A 17,441-nucleotide genomic window follows, 5' to 3' on the forward strand; every position below is an offset into this window, starting at 1 on the left:
GACTCCTGCCTGGATCGAGATCAGTTGCCGCGGGCGGGTGACGTCGGTTGTCACGACATCGCCTCGCCGGCGTCCCCCCTCGGGCCGGAGCTCGGCGACGTCGACGGCTGAGCCGTTGTGGGCTACCGATACGCGTCTCATACTGGCCCCGTGGACCGATGTGGGGTGCCGGGTCTTCGAGTTCAGCGCACGGCCAGCGAACGAGGCCTCATTCACCGACGCGTTCGGCGTCCTCCTCGTGCGCTCCATCGCGAAGTCCACCCGCTTCTACCCAACAAGCACCATCGTCGCGCCGGCCGCCGCACGATCGCCCGTGAGCAGACGAGTGTCAGGGCTGCGATGTTCGCCGTGGTCTTCATCGCCGCGATCGCTGTCGCAGGCTGCAGCCCGACAAGTGGCGAGCAGCCGAGATCGGCGGAATCGAAGTCGCCTGCGACCAGTTCGGCGGCCCCGCCGGATCTCGAGGCGGGTGGCCCGGTCGCGCTGCCGGACGGTCGAGAGTTGTATGTCCGCTGTTCCGGTACAGGCTCGCCGACGGTGATCCTCGAGGCCGGCGACCTCGACACCACCGGGTCGTACGCCTTCGCCGAACGGGACCTCGCAGCGGTGACGCGCACCTGCGTATACGACCGAGCGAACCTCGGCAGCAGCGACCCCGCTCCCGGCCCGCGCCAACTCACCGACCTTGTCGCGGACCTGGAGGGGTGGATCGACGCCTCCGGGGAGCCGGGTCCGTTCGTCCTCGTCGGCACCTCCGGAGGCGGGTATATCACCGCCGGCTACGCCGTGGAGCACCCCGACCGGATCGCGGGGATGGTGTTCGTCGACGTCGGAGCGCCATTCCTCGACCCACCGCCGGAGATCATCGACGAGACTCGGCCAGACCATCCGGGAAACACCGAGAAACGCGACTACCTGCAGGTCGAGAAGGATGCCTGGGGCGCCCGCCGGCTGGTCGGGGACATCCCGGTGACTGTCATCTCCAACCAATACACGGAGGACGAGATCGCCGACGCGGAGTTCCCATCCGAACGCCGCGGTATGGAGACGAACGTCGAGGAGCAGGAAGGATGGTTCGTCCTCAGCCCCCGCGCGGAGCAACTTGTCGTCACGACCGGTCATGCCGTCGAGGAGGTGGATCCCCAACTCGTGATCGACGCCATCCTGGACGTGGTGTCGGCCGCCCGCGCCGAGGACTGACGGGCCGCGGGAAGTCCGCCACGCGAACGACTTGACCATCGCTCAATCCGCCACAGCTCGAGGGATGACCCGCCCGCTTGCGGACCCGTGACCGAGCGCGGCCGACCGGCTACGTTGATCGCCATGCGTGCGGCTGCTCGGGAGTGCCGCGGGGACTGGTCAGACATGACCGCCTGATTGTCAGAGCCGCTCCGCCAGGTCGTCCCGCTCGCCCCAGAACCGACGTCGACCACACCCGATGCCCTCATCGATAGCTCGCCGCATGTCACCCGCGAAGGTGCGAGGGCGGGCACGTCGTCGCTGGCGTTTCGGGACGAGTCAGCGCCGTGGCAGTCGGACACGCCGGATTTCACGCTCTCTGCCGCGCCCCATGAGCGACCGCGTTGCCGGCGCCCCGGCGATAACCGGGCGATGCGCCCTATCGTTCACGGCGTACAGAAGACGCGCGGATAGGGTGTGGCGCGGTGCTGAGCCAGCGCCCTTGCGTCCGACAGGCCGGCGCTCCGCACATGCCGGATGGCTTCGTTGTGGGGAAGGTCTCGGTCAGGCTCGTGAACCTTTCGCCGGTTCGCGGACATTTCAGGGTATGGACGATGCTGACGGCTCCGACCGGGTGCGGGTCGGCGGCGCCGTAGGACTTCTAAAGTCGGAGCCGAAATGAGCGACGTCGCCGCGGTCGACACGACGCGCACTGCTCTGTTGCGCCGGTATCGCATGTTGTTCGCCGCATCCGCGCTGGCACTACTGGCCGCCATCGCCGGCTGCACCACTGTTCCGGAACCCTCGTCGATCGGCACCTCTGGTGGGATGGCGACCGGACCCGGAGAGCCGCCGAGTGCCGCCGAAGGCTGGATCGCGTTCGCAACTCCGTATGCGGCCATGGACCTTATGCTCGTCCGGCCTGGCGAGCTTGCGCATCGGATCGTCGGGTCCGACACCGACGACATCGCCCGGGGGTGTCCGGCGTTCGCTCCGGGGACCGCGCGGCTCGCCTTCGGTGAGGCGACTGGCGACCACGAAGCGGGATGGACCGGTGCGGCGCTCGTGCTCGCCGATGTGACGACCTCAGGTGAGGCGTCCATCGTCGGGCGCTTCGCGGTCGATCACGAGGCGTCGATGCCGTGCCCGATCTGGTCCGCAGATGGTCGCTGGGTGGCCTTCGGCACCGGGGCGGATCGTCCTGGCAACAGCTCCGTCTACCAATTCACCGAAGTCTGGCTGGTGGATACCGACACCAGTGAAATTCGGCGGCTGCCCGACGTGGCCGCCAATGACATCGAATGGGCACCCGACGGGTCTCAGCTGTACATCGCCGGTGAGGGCGGCATCTCGGTCTACTCCGTCGTCGATGACTCCCTCCGAACCATCGACGACACCGCGCTGACCCGGACGATCGCCCTGTCTCCCGATGGGCAGACACTGGCTGTCGAACGACGCCGGATCAACGCGGCCGAGCGGTTCGATCTCATCCTCATGAATGCCGACGGCTCCGCCCAGCGCGTCCTCGTCGAGGACTACACGCTGATGAACGGCATCGGGCCGGTTTGGTCGCCCGATGGGAGCAGCATCGTCTTCCAGCGCTCCTGCAAGACCTACGCAGACGCATCCGGCGACGTGCAGCGGTGCTATCCGCAGCACGAAGCGGTCATCGTCAACGCGCGCGACAACGACCCGAGCAACCCGGCCGGCACACAGACCGTGATCGCGGCCGTGCAGACCGGCGAGGGCGTCGACTCGCTCCTCTGGTTCCCGACTGCGGTCACCTGGTCGCCCGACGGCACGATGCTGCTCTCCCGGGCATGGGGACAGCCATACGGCTTTCCGGATGCCGGAACAGATGCGCTGGGTGTGATCGCCATCCCCGTCTCGGGCTCGTCACCGCCAGTTGTCTTGTACGAAACCACCGAGGGGGCCGACGGATACGACCTGCTTGAGATGAACGGCTTCCAGAGCTGGGTCGCACCGTAGCGCCCCGAACCCAACCTCGAGACCACCACCGCGGCCTTACATCCGATGGCGCCGGTTTCGCCGGTCCTCGCAATGCTCGCATTCCTCCTCGCAACACCAGTGAGTCAGCTCAGACCGCCATTTGAAGCCCGCAAGCAGTCCCTCCAAGACTGAGCAATCAAGGACCGACCCCCGGGCGCCCTCGTCTCCGGTTCAGGCCGCGGCCCGGGAGGACGCATGGCCCCTTCTCCTGTGGGGCGGGGAAGGGTAGGAAGGAGCACGAGGACGCCATGTCGCAGCTAGACCAGCCTGGAGCCACACCCGGGAGCTCCGCTCGCGAACGTCGCTACACGACGCTCAATCCTGCAACCGGCGAGCATATTCGGGACTACCCCTTCCTGCCGAGTGATCAGATCGACGCGATTGTGGGCGCAGCGCACGACGCATTCTTGGTGTGGCGCCGCTGGCCGGTGACCGAGCGAGCCAAGATTGTGGGGCGCGCCGCCGAGCTGATGGGTGCGCGAGCCGAAGAATTCGCGCAACTCATCACACTGGAGATGGGAAAGCTGATCACCGACAGCCGGGGCGAGGCGCCCTGGGCTGCGAGCATCCTGAGGTACTACGCAGAGAACGGACCGCGATTCCTTGAATCAGAAACCCTGCCGGTCGATGCCGGATGGGCCGTTCTGGTAAATGAGCCGCTCGGCGTAATTCTCGCTATCGAGCCCTGGAACTTTCCCCTGTACCAAGTTGTACGCGTGGCCGGACCCCAGCTCATTGCCGGAAACACGCTATTGCTCAAGCACTCCGAAATCTGTCCCCAAACCGCACTTGCCCTGGAGCAGGTCTTCACCGACGCCGGAGCGCCCAAAGGCGTCTTCACCAACGTCTTCCTGCGCATCGCCGACGTGGAGCGCGTCATCGAACACCCCGCGGTGCAGGGAGTAACTCTCACCGGCAGCGGCGAGGCCGGCTCGTCGGTCGCTCAGGTCGCGGGCCGCAACCTCAAGAAGTGCGTTCTGGAACTCGGCGGCAGCGACCCGTTCATCATCCTGGATCTGGAGGCCGGCGGGGGTCTCGACGGCACAGCAAACGCTGCAGCTGAGAGTCGACTGGGCAACGCCGGTCAGAGCTGCGCGGCAGCGAAACGAGTCATCGTCCTTGAGGAGTTCTACGACGATTTCGTCGCCGCCCTGGCCCGCCGCTTCGCCGCGATCCGTCTCGGTGATCCCAACGATCCGAACACAGAGCTCGGGCCGCTCTCCTCCGAGCCAGCTGCGGCCCGGTTGGCAGCCCAGGTTGCCGACGCCATCGACAAAGGAGCAACAGTCATCACGGGTGGCGGACGACCGCTCAGCCCCGGCGCATTCTTCGAACCAACCATCCTCACCGACGTCGAGCCCACTATGCGCGCCTACAGCGAAGAACTCTTCGGGCCTGTCTGCGTCGTCTACAAAGCCGCCGACGACGACTCAGCGGTCCGGCTGGCCAACGCCTCCCCGTTCGGTCTGAGCGGCGTCGTGTTCTGTACCGACCCGACACGTGCCCGCTCAGTAGCAGACGCGCTCGACAGCGGAATGGCCTGGATCAACCACCCAACCGGCACAGAACCCCAGACTCCCTTCGGCGGGGTGAAACGCTCCGGCTACGGGCGCGAACTGTCCCACCTCGGGATCCTGGAGTTCGTCAACCGAAAGCTGATCCGCACCTTCCCCCCTCAGAACATGTGAATTGCCAGACGATCCGCACCGTGACGGGAGGGATCATCGCTCAGAGGAACGTGCGGCGCCGTTGCTCGCGCAGACCCGGAAACCCGGTCGCTGTCGACCGGCTCACGGTCCGCAGTGGAATATCGCGTCGTCGCCGGAATGTTGGAGTTGCCAACCGAACTCGAACGTCGATTGGATGACGGATGCCCAGCGTCTCTGAACTGCTCTCAGCCAACCTGCACGAGGTGTTCGGCAACCGAGACGCCCTCGCCAGGCGCAAGGCAGTCGATTGGGTGTACTCGGAGGACGTCATGTTCACCGACCCCGAGGGCGCCGTTCAGGGACGATCAGCCGTAAACGACAAGGCAGCAGCGCTGCTCGCCGACGTTCCCAGCGACTTCGTGTTCGTCGAAGATGGAGAGCGTTACGTCGGCACGGACATCGGCGCGCTCGCCTGGGCATTCGGTCCGACCGGTGCTCCCGTCGCTCGCGGCATTGACGTCATCACGGTCGCCAACGAGACGATCACAAGCCTTCGCACCTTCCTTATCGACACCAGCATGTAGTCGCTCAGGGTGGAATATGCGACCGCTCATCGGCCGGCATCCGCGCACGAGGAGAAGCGATCGGGATTCGGCAGCGACTCTGGGTCGATCGCGCCGCCTGGTTTCCGCTGCGCGCCGGGCATCACGGGCCTGGAGATCCGCCACCCCCGGACGTGTGCTCACCTGAGCACCGTTCCGCCGGCCGATCGTCAACTGCGGGCCGGCCCAGACCACCCGGTGATGAATCCTTGATGGCGGTGGTGCATCCGTCCCGCGTCGATGGGGGCCGTCTCGTGGCCCGCCAGCTCCTGCACCCACAGCGGCTGCTGGTCGATCGTCACCGACCCCACGCCGGCCGTGAAATAAGCGACGATCGGAGGACTCGCAACGAACTCGGCCGCGAAGGGACCGACACCACTGACGCGCACCACGGCGTCGCGCGAACGCAGATCGCGCATGAGCACAGCGAACGCTTCGGGATCGTCAGATGCTGGTACCTGCGGTGCCACCGGCAACTGCGAGCGCAGCTCGCGGAGGATATCTTGGCGCTGCGTCGCCGAAAGTCGAGCGAAGGCGGCGGCGTAGGCCTTGTCGGCGACGTTCGCGGGAACGTTTCCCAGTAGATATGCATATCGCCCGATCTGCTCGTCTTCGCTGATCGCGTGATGCGCGTGTCGCCTCTTCACGGCTCCTCCTGACCTGGGGGTCAGAGTACGCCGACCGAATCGCTCAGTCGATGGGCGCGCTGATCGCAGACCCGGCTTTCGCCGGCACGGCGATCCTGCCGAGAGGACTCTGACGGGGATCCTGTGGCGGTTTCCAAACGGGAGGGACTGGGCAAATACCGTGGCGGTCGAGAACCGCGTCGTGTCCTGCTCCGCTGAGGGACCCTTTTGATGCACGAAGAACGCGTACTCCGGCACAGACCAGAAGCGGCGCTCTCGCTGGTCGGCGGTCCTCGTGCGGAGTGCGGTGACCGTGGAGCGCCGCAGGACCGGCGCGCAGCCCGCCGTCACGTCGAAGATCGAAGGCCCGGGGTCCACCCTTGCGTGATCGGGTGCAGCCATATCCATCGTCGGCCGACACCGATAACGTCGATGTGTTGGCATCCGTAAGGGAGCGGCGATGAGCACTTCTGCGCACGATCTGTCCTTGCTAGATGATCCGGTCGCGCAGCAGCTGCTCGCGTCACCGGTCCTGGCCAGGCTTGCGTACAACTGGTCCGATGGAACGCCCCGGGTGGTGCCCATCTGGTTCCACTGGGACGGTCGGAACGTCGTCGTGGCCAGTCCGCCGGGGGCGCCGAAGGTGAAGGTGCTGGGCAGCCGGCCCGAAGTCGCGGTCACCATCGACACCGAGACGTTCCCTTACCGAGTGCTGTCGATCCGAGGGCGGGCGGAGATGGACATGCTCAGTGATGTCGCACCCGAGTACGCCGCGGCGGCGGAACGGTACTTTGGCGAGGAACAGGGACGAGCGTGGGTGGTGCAACTCCGTGGCCGGCCGATGTGTCGAATTCGCATCGTGCCCGAGTGGGTCAACATCCTCGACTTCGAAACGCGTCTTCCGAGCGCCCTGAGCTTGTAGTCGGCGCTCTGTCCCCTCGTCTCACGTGGGCGAGGTCCACGTCGAACCCCGGTCTCGCCCCAGACAGGAGCTTGTGTCGCCAGCTGACGACGACGGTGCCACGGATGTGAACGGTCGGAGGGCCCCGCTGTCATGTCGACATCGCACTTCCTGAGCGCCAAGCCTCTAGTCAGCGGATGCAGGCGAGTTTCGTGCTGCCAGAGCCGCTGCTCGGCGAAGGCCGCGTTGCGACGTGGGAAAGCGGTCGATCATGGCTTGCAGCTCTGCGGCATCCACGTCGGCGCCGAACGGCTCCGTGCCGGGTTCCAATTTGGCCCCGTCGGCGAGCTGGCGCAGCCGGACCGGGTGGAAGCCGATGTCGTTGACGATGCTGGCGACGAGGTCGAGCGCCTCGGCGTCGTCTGCGGCGACGCCGATGGCCTTGCGGTCTGTTTGACCGGCGGGTCGCGCCTCGTCCTCGAGGTCGGTGTAACCCATGTGATTGAACGCCTTGACGACCCGCGACGCGGATAGGTGATTCTGCACGATTTCGCTGCTTGATGTGAGTGGATCGGTGAACTCGGCTTGGACGCCGTCCGCCGCCCACCAGTAGTTCATGGCGTCGATTACGAGTTTGCCCGCCAGCGCGTTCGCGGGAATCTCCCGGTACTTGTTGAGCGGGAGGGCGAGGATGACGATCTCGGCTTGCTGAGCCACAGCGGCCGCGGTCGTGGCCGTTGCCCCGTGGGCGAGGACGTCGTGCGGCAGTGCGATTCGCTTCGGGTCGCCGGATCCGGCGATCAGCACCCGATAGCCGGCGGCCGCGGCCAGTCGCGCGAGGACCACACCGAACTTGCCGGCACCGAGGATGCCGATCACAGGCTTATCTGCAGTCATGCAGGTCCGAGCCCTCCATCCATGATCCCCGCGACACATCCACTCCCAACATCATCTTCATGCAATCAGCACTCAGCTGCGTTCACGCCGGACGCGGCATTCGACCTACGACATCCCAGGTCAGAGAAGATGGGCTGGCTGCGGGGCTGCTCGGCGCCGGGGGTCCGCAGCCCTCGACCCGTCTCGTCTCGAGCCCACGAGCGCCTGCTCAACGCGGTTAGCGACCCTCGTCCGACAATGCGCTGCGGATTCGTCGACGACTCCGACACCTCCGCCGCCTCCCCGGGATTGCCTTTAGAGTCAGACGATTCTCAGGCGCGTCGATGCATTCGGCGCTCAGACGGAGTAGACACCGAGTAGAAGTCGAGTCCATGGCTCTTGAACCTTTTGTGAATGCAAGATTCGCTGGCCAGACCTGGGATGTGGAGCCACCTAAGGGAATCGAACCCTTGACCTATTCATTACGAGTGAATCGCTCTGCCGACTGAGCTAAGGTGGCGCACCTCGCTTGCGCGGGGCACGATGAACGATCTTACAGGGTCTTCGAGGTGCTCGCGAACCGAGGCCGGCTCCGACCGTACGGAGGCCGGAGTTTCACGATGTTACGCGCTGATTTCGAACCGCTGAGAACCGCGCCTAGCCTCGAATAGGCACCGCGAAGAGGCGAACGCGGTCCGAGACGGTCGCGCTCGCGGTCGACACCGCACTGCGGTGCCACCGACAGACCAGGAGCACGATCATGTCCAAGAAGATCTTCACCGCAGCAGCGCTCGCCCTTCCCCTCGCCCTCGTCCTCGGAGGCTGCGCAAGCGGCGCCGACACTGCCGGCGGCTCGTCCGCCGAGGCCGCGCCGGAGGTCGTCCGCATCGGCGTCGTCGGCGCCGGCGACCCGTACTGGGAGACGTACAAGGAGGCGGCTGCCGCGGAGGGCATCGAGATCGAGCTCGTCGACTTCACGGAGTACACGCAGCCCAACCCCGCGCTCTCGGCCGATGAGCTGGACCTGAACCAGTTCCAGCACGTCATCTACCTCGCGACGTACAACGTCAACAGCGACGACGACCTCGAGCCCGTCGGCGCGACGGCGATCTACCCGCTCGGCCTGTACTCGACGCAGTACGACGACGTCGCCGACATCCCCGAGGGATCGAAGGTCGCCGTGCCGAACGACGAGTCCAACCAGGCCCGTGGCCTGCTCGTGCTGCAGTCGGCCGGCCTCATCGAGCTCGAGGACGGCGGATCGATCTTCTCGACCGTCGCCGACGTCCTCCCGTCGTCCAAGGTCACGGTCGAGGCGCTCGACGCAGCCTTCACCGCCACGTCGCTGCCCGATGTCGCCGCCGCGATCATCAACAACGACTTCATCGAGGACGCGGGCCTCGAGCCCAGCGACGCGATCGCGCAGGACGACCCGAGCGACCCCACCGCGTTCCCCTACATCAACATCTTCGCGGCCCGCGCCGCGGACGCCGACAACCCGACCTACCTCAAGCTCGTCGAGATCTACCAGAACACGCAGGACGTGCTCGACGGCGTGCAGGAGGCTTCGGGCGGCTCGGCCGTGTTCGTCAAGACGCCGGCCGCCGACCTCGTCAGCTCGCTGCACGACGTCGAGGACGACATCCGCGCCAACCAGTAAGCAGTCCCCTCTCGCGTGTGCGGCCCGTTCTCGGAGCGGGCCGCACACGCGTGCGTCACTCCAGGAGCAGCGCATGACGCTCATCCGCCTGACCGGCGTCACCAAGTCCTTCCCCGCGGCATCGAAGGATGCCGCCCCGACCGTCGCCGTCGACGACGTGTCGCTCGAGATCGCCGCAGGCGAGATCTGCGGCATCATCGGCTACTCGGGTGCCGGCAAGAGCACCGTGCTCCGCCTCGTCAACGCGCTCGAGACGCCCACTTCGGGCTCGATCGAGATCGACGACCGCGAGATCAGGAAGCTCTCGGAGCGCGAACTGCGCACGCTCCGCGGCGACATCGGCATGATCTTCCAGCAGTTCAACCTCTTCGACTCGCGCACGGTCGCGGGCAACGTCGCCTATCCGCTCGAAGTCGCCCGCCGTCCGCGCGCCGAGATCGCGGCGCGCGTCGACGAGCTGCTGCGCTTCGTGGGCCTCGCCGACAAGGCGCGCAACTACCCCGAGCAGCTCTCCGGCGGCCAGAAGCAGCGCGTCGGCATCGCCCGCGCGCTCGCGACGAGTCCCCGCATTCTGCTCGCCGACGAGGCGACGAGCGCGCTGGACCCCGACACGACGCAAGAGGTGCTCGCGCTCCTGCGGCGTGTCAACCGCGAGCTCGGCATCACGATCCTCGTCATCACGCACGAGATGGACGTCATCCGCACGCTCGCCGACCGCGTCATCGTCATGGAGGGCGGGCGCATCATCGAGGCGGGCGAGGTCTTCGACGTGCTGTCGGCCCCTCGGCATCCCGCGACGCAGCGGTTCGTCGCGAGCATCATCGAGGACGTCCCCGTGGGCGAGCAGCTCGCGACGCTGCGCGGACGCCACCCCGGCAGGATCGTGACGTTCACGATCCGCGACGGCGACGTCACACAGGCCGACGTCTTCGCGGCGCTGTCGGCCCACGGCGTGCGCTTCGAGCTCATCCACGGCGGCATCAACGACATCCGCGGGCGCGTCTTCGGTCACCTGACCCTCGCACTGTCGGGCGACTCCGGCGCCGTGCAGCAGGCCATCGACGCGGCATCCGCCTTCGCCCCGCTCATCGAGGAGGACGCCCGTGGATAGGCTCATCGACCTGCTGCCCGAGCTCTGGGCGGCCACCGCCGAGACGCTCTACGTCGCCACCCTCGCCCTCGTCTTCGGCGGTCTCGCGGGGCTCATCCTGGGCCTCGGCCTGTACGCCGCGCGTCCCGGCAGCCTCTTTCCGAATCGCCCCTTCTACGGCGGGCTGAACTTCGTCGTCAACTTCTTCCGCCCGATCCCGTTCGTGATCTTCCTCGCCGCCGTGCAGCCCATCGCGCGCAGCCTCGGCATCCCCGGCATCGGCCCCGAGTTCGCCGTCTTCGCGATCTCGATCGCCTCGATGTTCGCGATCAGCCGCATCGTCGAGCAGAACCTCCTGACGGTGCGACCCGGCGTCGTCGAAGCCGCACGCGCGGCGGGTGCGAGCCGGTCGCGGATCCTGTTCCGGCTCATCCCCCGTGAATCGCTCGGACCCCTCGTGCTCGGCTACACGTTCATCGTCGTCGCGCTCGTCGACATGACCGCGATCGCGGGCGCCGTCGCCGCCGGCGGCCTCGGCGAGTTCGCGATCGTCTACGGCTTCAAGCAGTTCAACCCCGTCGTGACATGGGCCGCCGTGCTCGTCATCATCGTGATCGTCCAGGTCGTGCAGTTCCTCGGCAACGCGCTCGCGCGCCGCATCCTGCGTCGCTGAGGGAGATCGACAGGCGATGGACGGATGCCGACCCCCGGCATCCGTCTATTCGCAACGCAGTCCGTCCTCAGGCACCGTGCCCGAGAGCAGGTACGCCTCGACGGCCGCGTCGACGCAGGTGTTGCCCTTGTTGTAGCCCGTGTGGCCCTCGCCGACCCGCGTGACGAGCACTCCCGAGGCGAGCTGGTCGGCGAGCGACACCGACCATTCGTAGGGCGTCGCGGGGTCGTTCGTCGTTCCGACGACGACGATCGGCGCCGCACCGTCGGCCGTGATCTTCTCGCGCACCCCGGTCGGGGGGTAGGGCCAGACGTCGCACGGATCGGGACCCGACCAGTACGGCGCGACGGTCGGCGCCTTCTCTGCCAGCAGGGCGTCGGCCGCCGCCTTCGCCTCGGGCGTCGCGTCTGCGGGGTAGTCCATGCAGTTGTACGCGCGGAACGCCTCGGTCGAGTTGTCGGCGTAGACGCCGTTCTCGCGGGAGTAGTAGAAGTCCGCGAGAGCGAACGCGACATCGGCCTCGCCCTCGAGCACGTCGGTCAGCGCGGTCGTGAGATACGACCAGCTGGCCTGCGAATAGAGAGCCGCGACGATCGCCGTCATGAGCGAATCGGCGCCGAGCTCACGGCCGTCGGATGCCGGCAGCGGCGAGCGGTCGACGCTCGCGAGCAGCGTCCCGAGGTCGGCCATGGCGTCGTCGACCGAGCCGCGGAAGGGGCAGTCGTCCTGCTGGAGACAGTCGGCCATATACGCGCGCAGCGCGCTCTCGAAGCCGATGCCCTGCGTCGTGCTGACGTCGAGACCCGAGACGGACGGGTCGATCGCCCCGTCCAGCACGAGCCGGCCGACGCGCTCGGGGTAGAGCTTCGCGTACGTCGCGCCCAGGAACGTGCCGTAGGAGTAGCCGAGGTAGTTGAGACTCTCGTCGCCCAGGACGGCACGCAGGAGGTCCATGTCGCGCGCCGCGCTGTCGGTCGTGATGAAGGGCAGGAGTCCGCCGCTGCCCGCATCGCACGCCTGCGCGAAGTCGGCGTGCCGCGCGAGCAGCTCTTCGGTCCAGGCGTCCGACCCGCGGCGGCCTTCGGGGATGTCGAACAGGTACGCGTCCATGTCGGCGGCGTCGTAACAGCGCACGGCCGTGGACTCCCCCACGCCGCGCGGATCGAAGCCGATCACGTCGTACGCAGCCTGCAGCGGCTCGCCGACCGCGAAGTCGACCGAGTCGCGCACGAGATCGACGCCGCTCGCGCCCGGTCCGCCCGGGTTGGTGAGCAGCGAACCGAGGGCGTCGCCGCTCGTCGCGCGGTGCCGGATGACCGAGAGCTCGATCTCGCCCGCCGACGGGTTCGTCCAGTCCAGTGGGGCCTTCACCACGGTGCAGTCGAAGCCGTCGCCGCAGCCCTCCCACGAGAGCTGCTGTCCGTAGTACGGCAGCAGGTCGGCCGAGACGCCGGACGTGTCGGGCGCGAGGCTCTCTGTCGATACGGGCGCGCCGCCGGGGATCGCCTGGTACAGACAGCCCGAGAGGAGGACGGATGCTGCGGCGAGCGCCGCGACGAATGCTGCGACGCGGCGCGGGCCGCGCGTCGTGATCGGGTTCACGGAGTCCTTCCGCTCGCGACGGTCACGAGCATGCTTTCGAGCGCGAGCGCCGGCGCGGCGTTCTGCTCGACGTTGCGGCGGGTTTCGGTGATCCGGTCGAGCACCGTGAGCGTGCGAGCGGGCGTCCATGCCGCCGCGAGGGCGCGCAGTTCCGGCTCGAGCTCGAGATTGATGAGGTCGGTGTCGCGGCCGAACTGCAGCACGACGACGTCGCGGAACATCGACTGCAGATCGGTCAGCGCCCGATCGATGCCGTCGCGCAGGCTGCGCGTGGCGCGCCGCTTCTGCTCGTCCTCGAGCGCCGAGAGCTGACCGCGCACCGCGGGCGGGACGGCGGCGCCCTCGGCGATGCCCAGCATGCGGCGAAGGCTCGCGCGCTCGGCCTCGTCGCGCTCGAGCGTGAGGGCCTTCGCGTCCTCGGTCGCGGCCTGGACGATGGCGCCCGCGACCTCGACGGCGTCGCCGACGCCGCGCACGCGCAGCACGGCGCGCAGCGTCTCGTCGCGGCGCACGCGGGTCGCGGCATCCGTCGCGAGGCGCTGTGCCATGCCGATGTGCCGCTGGGCGTGCCGCGCGGACTGCTCGGCGATCGCGGGATCGACCCCCGTGCGCTGCACGATGAGGCGCGCGACGTCGGCGACCTCGGGGTCGCGCAGCCGCAGCGTGCGCACGCGGGATCGGATCGTCGGGAGCAGGTCGGCCTCGCTCGGGGCGCAGAGGACCCACACGGTGCGCTCGGGCGGCTCTTCGAGGGCCTTGAGCAGCACGTTGGACGTGCGCTCGGCCATGCGGTCGGCGTCCTCCATCACGATGACGCGGTAGCGACCGAGCGAGGGTGCGAAGTACGACCGCTCGACGAGCGCGCGGGCGTCCTTGATCGAGATGATGACGCCCTCGGTGCGCAGAGCCGTGAGGTCGGGATGCGTGCCGGCGAGCACCTGGTGCATGACGTGCTCGTCGCCGGGCTCGGCGATGAGCGCCGCAGCGAACGCGTATGCGAGCGTCGACCTGCCCGAGCCGGGCGGCCCTGTGATGAGCCACGCGTGCGTCATGGCCGCGGGATCGGATGCCGCGGCCTGCAGCGCCGCGACGGCGTCGTCCTGCCCCCACACGTCGCTCCAGGGCGCAGTGCCGACCTCCGCCGTGGCATCCATCCGTTCAGCCTAACCGGGGGCGCCGACGCCACCCCGGGAGTCGCCTGCGAGCACCGACTCGACGCGGGCGCGCACGTCGCCCGCGAGGTCGTCGGCCGGGCGGGCGGCGTCGAGGACGAGGAATCGGCCGGGCTCGTCGGCCGCGATCGCGAGGAACCGGTCTCGCACGCGCGCGTGGAAGTCCTCGCGCTCGGACTCGAGCCGGTCGAACGGCTTGTCGTCGGCGTCGAGCCGCCCGCGCGCCGTGGCGGGGTCGAGGTCCAGCAGGATCGTCAGGTCGGGGACGAGGCCCCGCGCCGCCCACATCGACAGGTCGCGGATCTCACCTGGCTCGAGCTGCCGTCCGTCGCCCTGGTAGGCGACCGACGAGTCGAAGTAGCGGTCCTGGATCACGACGTCGCCGCGCTCGAGGGCGGGCCGGACGACCGTCTCGATGTGGTGCGCGCGATCGGCGGCGTACAGCAGCGCCTCGGCCCGCGGCGCGATGTCGCCGCGGTGGTGCAGGACGATGTCGCGCACGAGCACGCCCACCTCGGTGCCGCCCGGCTCGCGCGTGCGCACGACGGTGCGCCCGAGGCTCGTGAGCCACTCGTCGAGCAGCGCCGCCTGCGTCGTCTTTCCGACGCCGTCGCCGCCTTCGAGCGTGACGAACAGGCCGGGGTGGCCGCGTCCGGGCGAGGCCGCCTCGGCCGTCACTTCTTGGCCGGGGCTTTGCGGGTCGTCGTGCGCTTGGGCGCGGGTCCCTTGGCGCGCTTGTCGGCGAGCATCTGCACGGCGATCTCGAACGTGATGTCGTCGGGCGTCTGGCCGCGCGGAATCGTGACGTTGGTCACTCCGTCGGTCACGTACGCGCCGAAGCGGCCGTCCTTGATCTTGATCGGCTTCTCGCTCACGGGGTCCGCCTCGAACTCCTTGAGCGCGCTCGACGCACCGCGGGCGCCGTACTTGGGCTGCGCGTACACCGCGAGCGCCTCCTCGAGCGTGATGTCGAAGATCTGCTGCTCGCTGGGCAGCGTCCGCGAGTCCGTGCCCTTCTTGAGGTACGGACCGTAGCGGCCGTTCTGCGCCGTGATCTCGTTGCCCGACTCGGGGTCGGCCCCGACGACGCGCGGCAGCGAGAGCAGCTTGAGCGCCGTCTCGAAGTCGATCGTGTCGACCGACATCGATTTGAAGAGCGACGCCGTGCGCGGCTTGGGCGCGGGCTCCTTCTTGGCGGCGCCCCGCTTCTTGGGAGCCTCCACGATCTCGCCGGTTCCCTCGTCCGCGGCGTCCGGATCCACGGGATCGGCCTCCTGGACGTACGGGCCGAAGCGGCCGTCCTTGACCAGGACCAGCTTGCCGTTCTCGGGGTTCTCTCCGAGCACGCGGTCGCCCGCGACGGGCGCGTCGATGAGCTCCTGCGCCTTGGCGGGGGTCAGCTCGTCGGGCGCGAGCTCTTCCGGGATGTTGACGCGGCGCGGCTCGGCCTCGGGGTTGGCGGTGTCGACGACCTCGAGGTACGGCCCGTACTTGCCGAACCGGAGGGTCGTGGCATCCGTGATCCTCGTCGCATTGAGCTCACGCGCGTCGATCTCGCCGAGGTTTTCGACGATGTTGCGCAGGCCCACCTGCGCCTCGGAGCCGAAGTAGAACTCGCGCAGCCACGCGACGCGCTGCTGCTCGCCGCGCGCGATGGCGTCGAGGTCGTCCTCGAGGCCCGCCGTGAAGTCGTAGTCGACGAGATCGGCGAAGTGCTGTTCGAGCAGACGCACGACGCTGAAGGCGAGCCAGCTCGGCACGAGCGCCTGACCGCGCTTGCTCACGTAGCCGCGATCGAGGATCACGTCGATGATGCTCGCGAACGTCGAGGGACGCCCGATGCCCTTCTCTTCGAGCGCCTTCACGAGGCTCGCCTCGGTGTAGCGGGGCTTGGGGGTCGTCGAGTGCCCCTTGGGCTCGACGTCCTTCATGCGCAGCGTGTCGCCGACCGCCATGGCCGGCAGCGACTGCTCCTCGGACTTGTCGGCGTCGCCGCGCTTCTCGTCGCGGCCCTCTTCGTACGCCTCGAGGAAGCCCTTGAAGGTGTAGACGGTTCCGGATGCCGTGAACTCGGCGGTCCGCCCGCCCGCGGCGACCGCGAGCGTGACGGTCGTGGTCTCGTACTTCGCGTCCGACATCTGGCTCGCGATCGTGCGCTTCCAGATGAGGTCGTACATGCGCTGCTCGTCGCGGTCCAGCTCGGACGAGACCGACGCGGGCGTGCGGAACTCTTCGCCCGAGGGACGGATCGCCTCGTGCGCCTCCTGCGCGTTCTTCGCGTTGTTGCGGTAGACGCGGGGCTGAAGCGGCACGGCCTTCTCGCCGTAGAGGCTCACCGCCTGCGAGCGCGCCGCTTCGACCGCCTGCTTCGAGAGCGCGGTCGAGTCGGTGCGCATATAGGTGATGAACCCCTTCTCGTAGAGGCGCTGCGCGACGCTCATGGCGTGCTTGGCGCTCATCGCGAGCTTGCGACCGGCCTCCTGCTGAAGGGTCGAGGTCGTGAAGGGGGCGCGCGGGCTGCGCGTGCCGGGCTTGGCCTCGATGTTCGTGACGGATGCTTCGCCTGCCGCTGTGACGGCGTCCGCGAGTGCGCGTGCCGCGGCCTCGTCGAGCACGACGACGGCCTTCTTGAGCTCACCGCGGTCGTCGAAGTCGGTGCCGCGGGCGAGGGCTGCGCCGTCGACACGGGCGAGTCTCGTCGTGAAGGCCGATTCGCCCTTCGCGGCGAGCGCCTCGACATCCCAGTACGAGGCCGAGACGAACGCCATGCGCTCGCGCTCGCGGTCGACGACCATGCGCGTCGCGGCGGACTGCACGCGGCCGGCGCTCAGCGCCGCGCCCTCGCGACCGCTGCCGACCTTGCGCCAGAGAACGGGAGAGACATCCCAGCCGTACAGGCGGTCGAGGACGCGGCGGGTCTCCTGCGCGTCGACCAGCGCGAGGTCGAGCTCGCGCGTGTTCTCGGCGGCCTCGCGGATCGCGTCCTTCGTGATCTCGTGGAAGACCATGCGCTTGACGGGGACCTTGGGCTTGAGCACCTCGAGCAGATGCCACGCGATGGCTTCGCCCTCGCGGTCCTCATCAGTCGCGAGCAGGACTTCGTCGGCGCCCTTGAGGGCGCGCTTGAGCTCGGCGACGGTCTTCGACTTGCGGTCGTTGACGACGTAATAGGGGTCGAAGCCGTTGTCGACGTCGATCGAGTACTTGCCGTACGCCTGCTTCTTGTCGTCCGGGATCTCTTTCTTGCTCGCGAGATCGCGGATGTGCCCGACCGAGCTCAGCACCTCGTATCCATCGCCGAGATACCCCTGGATCGACTTCATCTTCGTGGGGGACTCGACGATCACGAGCTTCTTGCCTTGTGCCAACGTGGGTCGTCCTTTCTTCGAAGCACACCATAC

General features: G+C 68.1%; 14 protein-coding genes and 1 tRNA gene. 8 read left to right on the forward strand and 7 right to left on the reverse strand.

Annotated elements, in window-relative coordinates:
• The first annotated feature begins 537 nt into the window (after positions 1-537).
• The 4 genes from MJ607_RS02545 to MJ607_RS02560 all read left to right on the forward strand — a co-directional run bounded on the left by MJ607_RS02545 (position 538) and on the right by MJ607_RS02560 (position 5,422).
• Complete coding sequence (locus MJ607_RS02545; protein WP_243073972.1) at positions 538-1,200, forward strand: alpha/beta fold hydrolase; 663 nt, start codon at positions 538-540, stop codon at positions 1,198-1,200.
• Positions 1,201-1,857: 657 nt separating this feature from the next.
• A complete protein-coding gene (locus MJ607_RS02550) occupies positions 1,858-3,168 on the forward strand; it encodes a hypothetical protein (protein WP_243073973.1) in 1,311 nt (436 codons plus the stop codon).
• A gap of 269 nt (positions 3,169-3,437) precedes the next feature.
• Positions 3,438-4,877, forward strand: coding sequence for an NAD-dependent succinate-semialdehyde dehydrogenase (locus tag MJ607_RS02555; RefSeq protein ID WP_243073974.1), 1,440 nt, complete (start codon positions 3,438-3,440; stop codon positions 4,875-4,877).
• Between the two features lie 182 nt (positions 4,878-5,059).
• Positions 5,060-5,422, forward strand: a complete 363-nt coding sequence (locus MJ607_RS02560) for a nuclear transport factor 2 family protein (RefSeq protein WP_243073975.1) — start codon at positions 5,060-5,062, stop codon at positions 5,420-5,422.
• Between the two features lie 188 nt (positions 5,423-5,610).
• Here MJ607_RS02560 and MJ607_RS02565 read toward each other — a convergent pair whose 3' ends face one another.
• Positions 5,611-6,087, reverse strand: a complete 477-nt coding sequence (locus MJ607_RS02565) for a hypothetical protein (protein WP_243073976.1) — start codon at positions 6,085-6,087, stop codon at positions 5,611-5,613.
• Between the two features lie 439 nt (positions 6,088-6,526).
• On the opposite strand from MJ607_RS02565, the gene MJ607_RS02570 reads away from it, so the two are divergent.
• Positions 6,527-6,988: a pyridoxamine 5'-phosphate oxidase family protein gene (locus MJ607_RS02570; RefSeq protein WP_243073977.1), complete on the forward strand. Its 462-nt coding sequence runs from the start codon at positions 6,527-6,529 to the stop codon at positions 6,986-6,988.
• Positions 6,989-7,153: 165 nt separating this feature from the next.
• On the opposite strand, the gene MJ607_RS02575 is transcribed toward MJ607_RS02570, so the two are convergent.
• Together MJ607_RS02575 and MJ607_RS02580 are read right to left on the reverse strand one after the other, a co-directional pair.
• Positions 7,154-7,846, reverse strand: coding sequence for an NAD(P)-binding domain-containing protein (locus MJ607_RS02575; protein ID WP_243073978.1), 693 nt, complete (start codon positions 7,844-7,846; stop codon positions 7,154-7,156).
• A 441-nt stretch (positions 7,847-8,287) separates the two neighbouring features.
• A tRNA-Thr gene (locus MJ607_RS02580) sits at positions 8,288-8,363 on the reverse strand.
• Between the two features lie 240 nt (positions 8,364-8,603).
• Here MJ607_RS02580 and MJ607_RS02585 point away from each other — a divergent pair.
• The 3 genes from MJ607_RS02585 (at position 8,604) to MJ607_RS02595 (ending at position 11,266) form a co-directional block, all read left to right on the forward strand.
• Entirely contained in the window at positions 8,604-9,503 is a 900-nt protein-coding gene (locus MJ607_RS02585; protein ID WP_243073979.1) for a MetQ/NlpA family ABC transporter substrate-binding protein, read from the forward strand.
• A gap of 73 nt (positions 9,504-9,576) precedes the next feature.
• Positions 9,577-10,614, forward strand: coding sequence for a methionine ABC transporter ATP-binding protein (locus tag MJ607_RS02590; protein WP_243073980.1), 1,038 nt, complete (start codon positions 9,577-9,579; stop codon positions 10,612-10,614).
• On the forward strand, positions 10,607-11,266 hold the full coding sequence (locus MJ607_RS02595) for an ABC transporter permease subunit (protein WP_243073981.1): 660 nt from the start codon (positions 10,607-10,609) through the stop codon (positions 11,264-11,266). The genes MJ607_RS02590 and MJ607_RS02595 overlap by 8 nt, the downstream gene beginning before the upstream one ends.
• Positions 11,267-11,311: 45 nt before the next feature.
• Here MJ607_RS02595 and MJ607_RS02600 read toward each other — a convergent pair whose 3' ends face one another.
• The 4 genes from MJ607_RS02600 to topA are packed head-to-tail and all read right to left on the reverse strand — an operon-like array spanning position 11,312 to position 17,408.
• Positions 11,312-12,868 carry an alpha/beta hydrolase gene (locus tag MJ607_RS02600; RefSeq protein ID WP_243073982.1) on the reverse strand — a complete coding sequence of 519 codons (1,557 nt, stop codon included), beginning with the start codon at positions 12,866-12,868 and terminating at the stop codon, positions 11,312-11,314.
• The gene (locus tag MJ607_RS02605; RefSeq protein ID WP_243073983.1) at positions 12,865-14,022 is read right to left on the reverse strand and encodes a DNA polymerase III subunit delta'; all 1,158 of its coding nucleotides are present in this window, start codon (positions 14,020-14,022) and stop codon (positions 12,865-12,867) included. Before MJ607_RS02605 ends, MJ607_RS02600 begins: the two co-directional genes overlap by 4 nt.
• Positions 14,023-14,031: 9 nt before the next feature.
• Positions 14,032-14,718, reverse strand: coding sequence for a dTMP kinase (tmk, locus tag MJ607_RS02610; RefSeq protein ID WP_243073984.1), 687 nt, complete (start codon positions 14,716-14,718; stop codon positions 14,032-14,034).
• Positions 14,715-17,408, reverse strand: coding sequence for a type I DNA topoisomerase (gene topA / locus MJ607_RS02615; protein ID WP_308193787.1), 2,694 nt, complete (start codon positions 17,406-17,408; stop codon positions 14,715-14,717). The genes tmk and topA overlap by 4 nt, the downstream gene beginning before the upstream one ends.
• Between the last annotated feature and the right edge of the window lie 33 nt (positions 17,409-17,441).

The organism is Microbacterium sp. SS28 (assembly GCF_022761035.1).
GTDB lineage: Bacteria > Actinomycetota > Actinomycetes > Actinomycetales > Microbacteriaceae > Microbacterium.

What these genes read in the sequence shown, in the direction of transcription:
- MJ607_RS02550 (WP_243073973.1), top strand. Translation starts at nt 1,858, where the DNA reads ATGAGCGACGTCGCCGCGGTCGACACGACGCGCACTGCTCTGTTGCGC.
- MJ607_RS02555 (WP_243073974.1), top strand. Translation starts at nt 3,438, where the DNA reads ATGTCGCAGCTAGACCAGCCTGGAGCCACACCCGGGAGCTCCGCTCGC.
- MJ607_RS02560 (WP_243073975.1), top strand. Translation starts at nt 5,060, where the DNA reads ATGCCCAGCGTCTCTGAACTGCTCTCAGCCAACCTGCACGAGGTGTTC.
- MJ607_RS02570 (WP_243073977.1), top strand. Translation starts at nt 6,527, where the DNA reads ATGAGCACTTCTGCGCACGATCTGTCCTTGCTAGATGATCCGGTCGCG.
- MJ607_RS02585 (WP_243073979.1), top strand. Translation starts at nt 8,604, where the DNA reads ATGTCCAAGAAGATCTTCACCGCAGCAGCGCTCGCCCTTCCCCTCGCC.
- MJ607_RS02590 (WP_243073980.1), top strand. Translation starts at nt 9,577, where the DNA reads ATGACGCTCATCCGCCTGACCGGCGTCACCAAGTCCTTCCCCGCGGCA.
- MJ607_RS02605 (WP_243073983.1), bottom strand. Translation starts at nt 14,022, where the DNA reads ATGGATGCCACGGCGGAGGTCGGCACTGCGCCCTGGAGCGACGTGTGG.